The sequence below is a fragment of the Parasphingorhabdus sp. genome (assembly GCF_041748495.1).
Lineage (GTDB): Bacteria > Pseudomonadota > Alphaproteobacteria > Sphingomonadales > Sphingomonadaceae > Parasphingorhabdus.
Genome location: NZ_JBGTDD010000034.1, coordinates 1 through 11,185, shown reverse-complemented (window position 1 = coordinate 11,185; position 11,185 = coordinate 1). Strand labels below are relative to the sequence as shown.

6 protein-coding genes are annotated in these 11,185 nt (G+C 56.6%); 3 read left to right on the top strand and 3 right to left on the bottom strand.

Annotated elements, in window-relative coordinates; all coding sequences use genetic code 11:
* Positions 1-632: FAD-binding protein (locus tag ACEW8J_RS02815; RefSeq protein WP_373490115.1), on the top strand; the 632-nt coding region annotated here is incomplete at its 5' end.
* Between the two features lie 310 nt (positions 633-942).
* Here ACEW8J_RS02815 and ACEW8J_RS02810 read toward each other — a convergent pair.
* Positions 943-3,147: an acylase gene (locus ACEW8J_RS02810; protein ID WP_373490114.1), complete on the bottom strand. Its 2,205-nt coding sequence runs from the start codon at positions 3,145-3,147 to the stop codon at positions 943-945.
* A 113-nt stretch (positions 3,148-3,260) separates the two neighbouring features.
* On the opposite strand from ACEW8J_RS02810, the gene ACEW8J_RS02805 reads away from it, so the two are divergent.
* On the top strand, positions 3,261-4,844 hold the full coding sequence (locus tag ACEW8J_RS02805; RefSeq protein WP_373490113.1) for a leucyl aminopeptidase: 1,584 nt from the start codon (positions 3,261-3,263) through the stop codon (positions 4,842-4,844).
* Between the two features lie 89 nt (positions 4,845-4,933).
* A complete protein-coding gene (gene clpB, locus ACEW8J_RS02800) occupies positions 4,934-7,513 on the top strand; it encodes an ATP-dependent chaperone ClpB (RefSeq protein WP_373490112.1) in 2,580 nt (859 codons plus the stop codon).
* A 47-nt stretch (positions 7,514-7,560) separates the two neighbouring features.
* On the opposite strand, the gene ACEW8J_RS02795 is transcribed toward clpB, so the two are convergent.
* Positions 7,561-7,869, bottom strand: a complete 309-nt coding sequence (locus ACEW8J_RS02795) for a hypothetical protein (RefSeq protein ID WP_373490111.1) — start codon at positions 7,867-7,869, stop codon at positions 7,561-7,563.
* Between the two features lie 165 nt (positions 7,870-8,034).
* Positions 8,035-11,064, bottom strand: a complete 3,030-nt coding sequence (locus ACEW8J_RS02790; protein ID WP_373490110.1) for a TonB-dependent receptor domain-containing protein — start codon at positions 11,062-11,064, stop codon at positions 8,035-8,037.
* Between the last annotated feature and the right edge of the window lie 121 nt (positions 11,065-11,185).

Sequence of the window (11,185 nt, the reverse complement as noted above, 5' to 3'; positions counted from 1 at the left end):
ATTTCCCCACTATTTACGACAAGCTTCTCGGCCTCGGAATCGACATCACCCGCGAACCGATCCCCGTTGTCCCCGCCCAACACTATACCTGCGGCGGGGTGCTGGTGGATCGCGCCGGCCGGACCGATGCGCCCGGTCTTTATGCCGCCGGCGAGGTCACCCAGTCCGGGCTCCACGGCGCCAATCGCCTGGCGTCCAATTCGCTGCTCGAATGCCTGGTCTTCGGCGAAGCCGCAGCGCTCGACATCCTCGGTCGCTGGGATGAGCTTCCGGCCGTGCCGAAGATCCGGCCGTGGGACGAAAGCCGGGTGACGGACAGCGACGAAGAGGTCGTCATCACCCAGACCTGGGGCGAAATCCGCCGCTTCATGTGGAATTATGTCGGCATCGTCCGTACCACCAAACGGCTCGAGCGCGCCCAGCACCGCATTGATCTGTTGCGCGGCGAAGTGCAGGAATATTACGGCAATTTCCGCGTGACCCAGGATCTGATCGAGCTTCGGAACCTGATCGAGGTCGCGGACCTGATCGTGAAGTCAGCGCTGGCACGGAAGGAGAGTCGGGGGTTGCACTATATAACCGATTATCCGGATCTGTTGCCGGAGGCGGTGGATACTGTTTTGGTACCTTAGTTCTCGCTTTGTTCACGCTTACACGGGGTTTCTCCAACCGCAATATATCGCGTATGCGTATGGCCAGTGACATACGCTACTCTGGTATGGGAACCGTCTAAACAACGAAGCTCGATACTTCCTTCCAAATCGGGAATTCCTACAAAGAAACGCCCAGGAAGTGGATAAAGCGGTTGTTCCTTCGTATCATTTGTTACCACCGCGCTCGATATCTGCCTTGTTTTATCAATAACAACAACCGTTCCTGTGACGAAAAGCGAAACAGCGGGCAGAGCAACGATTATAGATATCCCAATCCAACGACGCACAGTCACCTGTCCCCCACCACCTTGTCGCTCGTCTTGTGCTTCTCCAGATCCTTCGGATCAAACCATACAGGTTTCAGCTTCTTGTCGACAAATAGCTGCATCTGGTCGGTATAATGTTTCGAGTCCGGGCGGGTCGTGGCGGAACCGAAGGGCTGGATTGAGCGCGAGCGGACCTTGCCCGCCTCGTCCCACTCGATGAACATGATGAAACTGTCGCCGTGCCGCACCGATAGCCGCCCGTCCTCATCGACATCCCAAAGCGTCGAGGCGCGGATCGTGTCATTGCCGCCATCGACCGGCAGGTCGACCGTTCCTTGCCGCATCCGCAGCACGGTGGTCATCGGTGGATCGATCCTGCCGAAATATTGCGTGAGATGGTCGACGGTTTCCTCAAGAATCTGTCGCGGATCGGGCATCTTGCCGCGATTATAATGCGACTTGTTGGCCGGGCGCAGGACCATCAGGGCGAGCGCGTCGGCGGTGCCCTTGCCATCGAGACTCCAGTCCCACCCGGAAAGCAATATCTGCGCCTTCTGCAATTTGGCGCTATCCTTCAAGTCGAGCGCCGCGATCTTGTCGAGCCAGTCTTTTGCATAGCCCGCCTTCTCGTAGCCGGTATCATATTTGATCGCCCATAGTTCGGCATCGGTGATCGTGCCGTCCGCATTGGCCTGTTCCAGCAAGACAATTGACCGGCGCGAGCGATTGGTCTGGTCATCCTCGACCCCGAGCAGCGGCGAGAAATTGTCTGGCTTGAGCTCATTTCCCGGCCCCGCCGCGATATAGGGCGTGTTATTGGCGTTCATGATATAGCCCGAAGCGGGATTGACCAGCGCCGGGACGCGAGTGAACGGCAGGGTGTTCTGCCACAAGGCTTGCGAGCTATCGCCAGGCAATATCGAGCGCCAGTCATAGCCCTCGGGCCGGTCGGGGAACATCGCGTTATAATAGAGCCCGATATTGCCTTTGGCATCGGCATAGATGAAATTGGTCGCCGGAACCCCCTGCCCGGCCATCGCCGCCTGCCATTCATCGAAATTGGTCGCCTTGTTGATCCGGTAATATTGGGTCAGCATATCGAGCTGGTCGATCCCGGCATAGCGCAGCGCATAGGCGCCGCTGTCATTCATGATCACCGGGCCGTGGATCGATCGATAGGCGATCTGCGGATAGGGAATCACAAAGGGACCAAATTTGATTTTCAGCCAGACCCGCTTCTTTTCCAGCGGTTTCCACTCGCCGTCAAAGCGATAGGCGTCCTTGCTCTCGTTCAGCGTCAGCTCGTAAATGTCGACCAGATCAGGCCGGTTGACGGTATTGGTCCAGCCCAGATATTGATTGTGCCCGAGGAACGGGAAAGGCGAACCGGGGAAATTCGCTCCGGCAAAATCCCAGCCCTCTTCGCTGTGCACGACCAGTTCGTACCAGGCGACATTGCCGCGCAACGGCTGGTGCGAGTTGGAGATGAGGCGCGTCTTGCCCTCGGGCGAGCGTTCGGGTGCGATGGCATAAGCGTTGGAGCCGTTGTCGTCCGGATCCGGTCCAACCGGTGTCGCCGTCTGGTCCTCGATAATCTTGTCCGGGCTCAGCGGATGAATGGAGGTTTTTACCGGTTCGTCCGACAGACGCGGACCACCTTCGCGCGGGAGAACCTGATTTTGCACCAGCGCCTCGATCGGATTGTTGATCCCGAAGAAAAAGGGTGACCGCAGGACGAAACCGGCAGCAATATCCTGGCCGTTGACGGGAAACAGCTTGGCCAGTTTCACTTCTTCGGGGTGCTCGGCGGCATAGGCATTGAGCCCGGAGGCATAGCCGTCCAGCAAGGCCCGCACATCTTGGGGAAGGTCGCCATATTTGCGGGTCACGGTACCGCGCACGTCCAGCAGAGCGGCGATATAGTCGATCGGCGCGCTGTCCGCGCCGTTGAGCGTCGCCATCCGGCCGCGCGTCATTGCCGTGACTTCCTGCAGCGTCGCGAAATCATCTTCGGAATGGGCATAAGCGACGCCATAAGCAACATCGGCATCGGTCTTGCCGAATATGTGCGGAACGCCGAACTCGTCGCGGACGATGCGAGACTCATATTCTTTTTTCGGAGGCGGTGACACGGAAGAAACACTTAGCGGTTCCCAGATAGCCAAAGCCAAGGCGACTAGCGACATCAGGATTAACAATCCTATTCCTGTGCGCTTGACAACCTTCATTTCACTTCCTTTTTCTGTGGTATTAAACCTTGCCCTTTCAACGCTCTTGGGCAAAGTTGCGACACTGGTCAACTGGGTAGTCCCCCGATCATCAACGCCATAAAGGATCATTCATGTCGGAGCTCAAAACTTCTCGCCTTGCCTTAATGTTCGCCTTCTCGGCCATCTCTTTCACAGCGCCCCTTCAGGCGCAGTCCATTCTTGGTTCAGGCGTTCCGGCCAGCATGGTTCCCAACAGCGCGGAACGACCGATTGATTTTGCAGAACAAGCACCCGCCGGCGCCGGGCTGGTGATCATGATGCAGGGCGCTGAATTACCCAACATCCCGACTCTGTCCGCCACCGAACGCAGCGCTTTGGAGGCGGCGATCGCTTCTGCCGACTTTAAAGGCAAAACAGGCAACAACCTCGAATTGCGCGGGATCGGTAGCCGCCCGTTCATCATGCTCGCTGGAGCTTCCCAGCCGGATGACCCTGGAGCGGACTGGAAATCAGCAGCCGGCAGCGCTGTGCAAAAGCTGATGAAGGAAGCAGCTGAACTGGCCGTCGTCGGGGCTCCCGATCCCGCCGCCATGGTCGATGCGGCACTCGGTCTGGATCTCGGCCAATATCGTTTTGATCGCTACCAGACGGATGTCGAAACAGCGCCAACCAGCCGACGGGTTACAATCGTCGGCCCGCAGCCATCCGCTGCACAAGCGCTTTGGGACAATCGCTACAAACATCTTGCTCAAAGTGTCAGGCTGGTCCGCGATCTTCAGAGCGAACCGGCCAATGCGCTCTATCCGCAAAGTTTTGTTGACCGAGTCACCGCTGCGTTCGAGGGCGTCCCGAATATCCGCATCGAAATTCTCGATGAGGCCGCGATGCGCAAAATGAATATGGGCGCGATTGTCGGCGTCGGTCAGGGCAGCCCGCGTGGGTCCCGCATGATGCTGGTGAGCTACACCGGAGGAAGCGGTGCACCGCTTGCGCTTGCTGGCAAGGGGATTACATTTGATACCGGCGGCATCTCGCTCAAGCCCAATGCTGGCATGTGGGCCATGAAAGCCGATATGTCCGGCGCGGCCGCTGTGATGGGTGCAGCATTGTCGCTGGCCAAGAGCCGTGCACCGGTCAATGTCGTGGCGGTCGCTGCACTGGCCGAAAATATGCCTAGCGCCAATGCCCAGCGACCTGGGGACGTGGTGCGAACCTATGGTGGCAAGACCATCGAAATCCTGAGCACCGATGCAGAAGGGCGGTTGGTGCTGGCCGATGCGGTGCAATATGTCGCGGATCGTTACAAACCATTTGCGCTGGTTGATATCGCGACATTGACCGGATCAGTCGGAGCTGCCGTCGGGGACCAATATGCAGGACTATTTGCGCGCGAAGACGATGTTGCGGATCGCTTGCTGAAAGCCGCCGCGGACAGCGGCGAGCATTTATGGCGACTGCCCCTGCATCCTGCTTATGCCAAAGCGATACGGTCAGATATTGCCGATGTGAAAAATTCGGGGGTAACCGACGCGCCTGGCGCAAGTGCCGGGGCCCATTTCATCGGCTATTTCGTAAGCGAGACCCTGCCGTGGGCGCATCTGGATATTGCCGGTGTGGACTGGAATAAATCGGCAAGGCCGTTAGCACCCAAAGGGGCCTCAGGTTTTGGTGTACGCTTGCTGGATCAACTCGCGCGTGACTGGACCGCCGAATAGGCCTTTGGCACAATTATTTATCCCGCTCCCTTGTGTGATAAAATTATCACGCCATATCTGATGAGAACCATCACTGAGGGAACGGGAAAATGAATCTCGAGAAATTTACGGATCGCGCCAAGGGATTTTTGCAGTCCGCGCAAACCGTAGCGATTCGGATGAGCCATCAGCAAATCACGGCCGCACATATCGCCAAAGCATTGCTCGAAGACGATCAGGGCATGGCAGCGGGCCTGATCACCAAGGCGGGCGGCGATGCCAAGAAGGCGCATCAGGAAATTGATGCGGTGCTGGCCAAGATAGCAGCGGTGTCCGGTGGCGGTGCGCAACAGACCCCGGGGTTGACCAATGACGCGGTGCGGATGCTTGATCAGGCCGAGCAGATCGCTGACAAGGCCGGCGACAGCTATGTTACCGTGGAAAGGCTGCTGCTCGCCTTATTGCTCGCCAAGGATACCGATGCCGGCAAGGCCCTGCAATCCTCTGGCGTGACCGCCGAAGCCCTGAATAGCGCGATCAACGATTTGCGTGGTGGCCGCTCAGCGGACTCGGCTTCGGCCGAGGAGAGCTATGAAGCAATGAAAAAATATACCCGCGACCTGACCCAGGCCGCGCGCGACGGCAAGCTCGACCCTGTGATCGGCCGCGACGAGGAAATCCGCCGCACGATCCAGATCTTGGCGCGCCGGACCAAGAATAATCCGGTCCTGATCGGTGAACCCGGCGTCGGCAAGACGGCGATCGCGGAAGGCATGGCACTGCGCATTGCCAATGGCGACGTGCCAGACAGTCTCAAGGATCGCCGGCTAATGGCGCTCGACATGGGCTCGCTGATCGCCGGTGCCAAATATCGCGGCGAGTTTGAAGAACGGCTGAAAAGCGTGCTCGACGAAGTGCGCGGAGCCGAAGGCGAAATCATATTGTTCATCGACGAGATGCATACGCTGATTGGTGCCGGCGCGTCGGAAGGATCGATGGACGCCTCCAACCTGCTCAAGCCTGCACTGGCGCGTGGCGAACTGCACTGTATCGGGGCCACCACGCTCAATGAATATCAGAAATATGTCGAAAAGGACGCTGCGCTGCAGCGGCGATTCCAGCCGGTCTTCATCGGTGAACCGACGGTCGAGGACACGATTTCTATATTGCGCGGGCTGAAGGAAAAATATGAACTGCACCATGGCGTGCGGATTACCGATGCTGCTCTGGTCAGCGCGGCGACGCTATCGCATCGCTATATCTCGGACCGCTTCCTGCCCGACAAGGCGATCGACCTGATGGACGAGGCCGCGTCCCGGATTCGCATGGAAGTCGAATCAAAGCCGGAAGAGATTGAAACGCTGGACCGGCGGATCATCCAGCTCAAGATCGAACGCGAGGCGCTTTCGAAGGAAAGCGATGACGCGTCCAAGGGACGGCTGGAGACGCTCAAGAAGGAATTGTCGGAACTCGAACAACATAGCGCCGAGCTGACCACGCGCTGGCAAGGCGAAAAGGACAAGATTCATGCCGAAGCCCAGCTCAAGGAACAGCTGGACCATGCCCGGCTCGAACTGGAACAGGCCGAACGCGCCGGTGATCTCGCCAAGGCCGGCGAGTTGAGCTATGGCACAATTCCCAATCTGGTCAGAGCGCTCGAAGAAGCAGCCGGAGCGACCAAAGGCGCGATGCTGCGCGAAGAAGTCATGTCAGAAGATATTGCTGCCGTGGTTTCCAAATGGACCGGCATCCCGATCGACAAGATGCTCGAGGGCGAGCGCGAGAAACTGCTCGCGATGGACGAATTGATCGGCAAGCGGGTGATCGGCCAGAAGGACGCGATCGCTGCGGTATCCGCTGCCGTCCGCCGCAGCCGGGCGGGCTTGCAGGATCCGAACCGGCCCCTGGGCAGCTTTCTGTTTCTCGGTCCCACCGGTGTCGGCAAGACCGAACTGACCAAGGCGCTCGCCGGATTTCTGTTCGACGATGATCAGGCGATGGTCCGCATCGACATGTCCGAATTCATGGAGAAGCACAGCGTATCGCGACTGATTGGTGCTCCTCCCGGCTATGTCGGCTATGATGAAGGCGGCGTGCTGACCGAGGCGGTACGCCGGCGCCCCTATCAGGTGATCCTGTTTGACGAGGTGGAAAAGGCCCATAGCGACGTGTTCAACGTGCTGCTGCAGGTGCTCGACGACGGGCGTCTCACCGACGGTCAGGGCCGGGTGGTGGATTTCTCCAACACCCTGATCATCCTTACCTCCAATCTGGGCAGCCAATATATGGCGAACATGAAGGATGGCGAGACGGTCAAGGATGTCGAACCACAGGTGATGGAAATTGTTCGCGCCCATTTCCGGCCCGAATTCCTCAATCGGCTGGATGAGATCATCCTGTTCCATCGGCTGGCCGAGGAACATATGGCCCCGATCGTCGATATCCAGGTGCTGCGGGTGCAGAAATTGCTCAAGGACCGGAAAATCGAACTGGATCTGACCGACGCCGCCCGGCGCTGGCTCGGACGGGTTGGCTATGATCCGGTCTACGGCGCCCGGCCGCTGAAACGCGCGATCCAGAAATATCTGCAGGATCCGCTGGCCGACCTGATCCTGCGCGGTGAAGTGCCGGATGGCAGCACAGTCGAGATAGATGAGGGTGATGGGGCTTTGGTGATGGTGGTCCGATAGGCCCAACTAGCCCAGCGATCTACCCGGAAGTCATAGTATTAAAAGACTTAGTCCTGACGCATTCCGCCTTTCATGATATCATCCAGCAAAGAACGTGATCCCTCATTACCCGCGCGGGCATATTCTTTCCATTCGCTGTTTGTCATGCAGATTTTCTTTTTGCGTACCAGTGAGCCGATCACCGGTTCGCTGCGGCATCGAATATAGTCAGGATGGGAGCGGTCGGTAATCTTCCCGGCCATACGCTTGTCTTTTTTGGCTGGCACTTCGGCAGCGCCATCATCCTTCACCTGCGCCGTTGCGGCTGGTATATTGGCCAGGCCAAATGTGATTAGTGCCGCAGTGAGAACAGCCATTCCCGGTTGATAAGCCATATTTTTTACCCATTTTTACAAGACTGATTTCTCAGTTTAAACAATAGTCTGAACTTTTCAAGCGTAGCCTTTTTTAATAAAAAAGGGGGCAACACATTGTGTTGCCCCCTGAATTTTCAGAATTGCTTCTGACGGATACCTATCCGATCAGAAACGGAACTTAACGGCTGCCGCATAGCGACGGCCCAAAGCATCGTAGGTTGATGGGAAAACGTTACCACTATTGAACGAAGTGGAACCGATATCGGAACCGACAACCTTCGGTTTGTTGTCCAGCAGATTCTGTACCAAGAAGCTAAACTGAACGTTATCCGTCATTTCCCACCGGAATGAGAGATCGAAATAATGTTCAGCTGGAATGAAGGTGAAGTCGGAAAAATCACCCACGGCTGGGCGGCCGTTTCCACCCAGGAAGTCCGGGACAAACACTGGCTCAAGTTCAACACCATCAATATAACGCCACATCAGTGAGGCGGTAAACTGATCGTCAAACGTCAAGCTGGTCCGCTGCGTCCAAGCAAATTCCGGCTGGATGGAACCACAGTTGACGCTGTAGAAACCAACGCAGTCACGAGCCTCGGCACCCGGGAAAGCAGTGAACACATTTTTGTTCGTCCATGTTCCGTCAAACGACAGAGCGAGACCAATCGTGTCCGTGACCTGAGTATTGTAACGAACGCTCAGATCAATACCATCCGTTTTGATAAGCCCCAGGTTCGACTGCTGAAGCAGTAGACCACGCACTTCATTTGGCGAACCGTCAAGGCCGCCGGTAAAGGCGCTGCGCTGAATCAACCGGCAGAGAACATTATTACTAAAGCTCACGTTACCGCTATCATAGCAGCCGTCGATAATATCACTGATACCAGGTGAAGAAATCGCATCTTCTACCTTGATATTGAAATAGTCTATGGTGAGCGCGAGGCCGGGAATGGCCGCAGGTTGCACGATGGCACCAACCGTCCATGTAGTAGCCTTTTCAACCCCAAGATCAGGGTTGCCGCCGCCAGTGACGTTGATCTGACCCGCCGCAGGCGCCTGAATACCACCAGAATTGACGATGGCAGCCGGAGCACCTTGAGCGATACAGACGGCAGCCAAGGCTGCATTGCCAACCGGTGCATTGCCCTGACACGGATCGGTGGAAAGATTGCTCAAGCCCGTTGTGACAGGAACAAACAGTTCACCGATATTCGGCGCACGAGCAGACTTTGCAAAGTTGCCGCGGAAGGAAATGTCCGGGATCGGCGCCCATGTTCCGCCCACTTTCCAGGTCCAGTTGCCACCGGCCGTTGAATAATCCGAATAACGTGCACCGGCTTCCAGCACCAGACTGTCAAAGAATGGTTGATCCGAGATGATCGGTATGACGACTTCACCAAAGGCATCGTAAACATCATATTGGCCATCAATGTCCGGGGCAGCACCGCCGCCGCCGACCACTTCACCCGGCGTCTTGGATGCGTCATCGCTGCGCCGCTGTGCGGTAAACTTGCGATATTCACCGCCAACTGCGAAAGCGATTGGTTCGTCAGAAATTCCCCAACCAAAATCACCGGAGATTTGGGCCTGTGCCTGAGCCAGAGATGATCGGTTGATCACGGTCTGCTCACCCGAGAAGGAGAAAGCAGTCATGTCAGGTGTAATCGAACCTTCAGGACCAAACACGTCAAGCGGCACACAACCGTTGGCTGGATTGACACATTGACCATTGGGCAGGCTGAGTAGAGCTTGAGACAGCTGCGTCAACCTTCCAAAACCGGTCTGGGTCTGTAGGCGTTCGCTTTCGCCATAGCTGCCGAACACTTCCCACTTGATATTGTCGGTTATGTCGCCGCGCAGACCCGCCAGATAGTCAAAATAAGTTGTCGTAAATTCGCTGTTGCGGGTTCCCGCTTCCACTGTCCGGCGACGGACCTGTGCGCTGAATTCGGTATAATCGGGATTGGCCGAACCATCTGCAAGAGTAGGACCGAATTGTGTATTGCGTGCTGCCGCATATTCTGCCGCAGTCAGGCCAAGGCCATTGCCGAAGCGCTGAGCAATCGCTTCAGGAATGAACGGATTGTTCAGGTTGATACGATAGGTGTTGAAGAAAGTACCACCCGGCGCAATAATCGTGCTCACCGAGTTTTTGGAGAACATGCCCCGCGTAAAAACTTCGACGGCATCACTAATCTCGTAATTGGCGGCACCGTACATGTTGAAACGTTCAAACGGTGTTTGAAAAATATTGAACGGGTTAAAGTTGAACGGCGATTGATTAAATCCAACAATATCTGTTCCTGCTGCATTTATTTGACCAATTACCGTGCCGAATGGCGATCCACTGCGAGACGTGCCAGCCGGACAATTTGCTGGGTCCGGGAAAGCCGTCGCGGCACAAATCGTGGCAGGGTTGGTGGGCCCAACAAAGAAAATGTTGGATGGAACAGCAGCGGAAGAACCGCTTGGATTACCGGTAACTGAGCTAACGTTGAACACGGAGAAGTCACGGTCACCCTGAAAGACTGGATCGGCTTCCTGATAGCCTACGCTGAATACCGCATTACCGCGACCGTCATCGAAATTTGCACCAATGGTGACGTCAGCACGGAAAATATTGCCGTCACCTTCTTCGGTGATCTGCTGGCTGAAATTGGCTTCGATACCAGCAAAGTCGCGTTTGGTGATGAAGTTGACAACACCCGCGATTGCATCGGCACCATAAGTCGTGGATGCACCACCGGTCAGGATATCGGTCCGCTCAAGGATGGCGAGCGGAATATTGTTCAGATCGACGCGACCGGTCGAGTCAGCCGGAGCAACGCGGCGTCCGTCCAGCAATACCAGGTTACGAACAGAGCTGATGCCGCGAAGGTTGACGAAGGACGCGCCGCCGTTGCCGTTGTTAACGGCAGAACCGATGCTTGGCACCGCGCTGGGCAGTTCACGCAGGAACTGTTCAGCGGTGTTGGTCTGGCGCAAGTCCAGTTCTTCGGAGGTTACAACGCCGACCGGGCTGGAAAGCTCCAGGTTCGGGTTGCTGATGCGCGAGCCGGTAACGACGATAACGCTTTCCGAGGCTGCGCGTTCTTCCTGAACGTCTTGGTCTTGCGCGAAGGCAGGCGTAGAAACCATAGCGAGTCCGAGCACTACGGGTGCAACAGATGCTTTTAGGTTTGAAAATTTTCTCATGTAATCCAGTCCCTTATTCTGGAGAGGTTGGCCAGTATGACCGATCCCCGGTTGTTGACCGGTGGCAATCAGCGCGCCCCAAACGCGCGGATTCGACCACCGAGTTGAGGGTCAATTGCAA

Coding starts and splice junctions, on each gene's coding strand:
- ACEW8J_RS02810 (WP_373490114.1), bottom strand. CDS start 3,147: ATGAAGGTTGTCAAGCGCACAGGAATAGGATTGTTAATCCTGATGTCG.
- ACEW8J_RS02805 (WP_373490113.1), top strand. CDS start 3,261: ATGTCGGAGCTCAAAACTTCTCGCCTTGCCTTAATGTTCGCCTTCTCG.
- clpB (WP_373490112.1), top strand. CDS start 4,934: ATGAATCTCGAGAAATTTACGGATCGCGCCAAGGGATTTTTGCAGTCC.
- ACEW8J_RS02795 (WP_373490111.1), bottom strand. CDS start 7,869: ATGGCTGTTCTCACTGCGGCACTAATCACATTTGGCCTGGCCAATATA.
- ACEW8J_RS02790 (WP_373490110.1), bottom strand. CDS start 11,064: ATGAGAAAATTTTCAAACCTAAAAGCATCTGTTGCACCCGTAGTGCTC.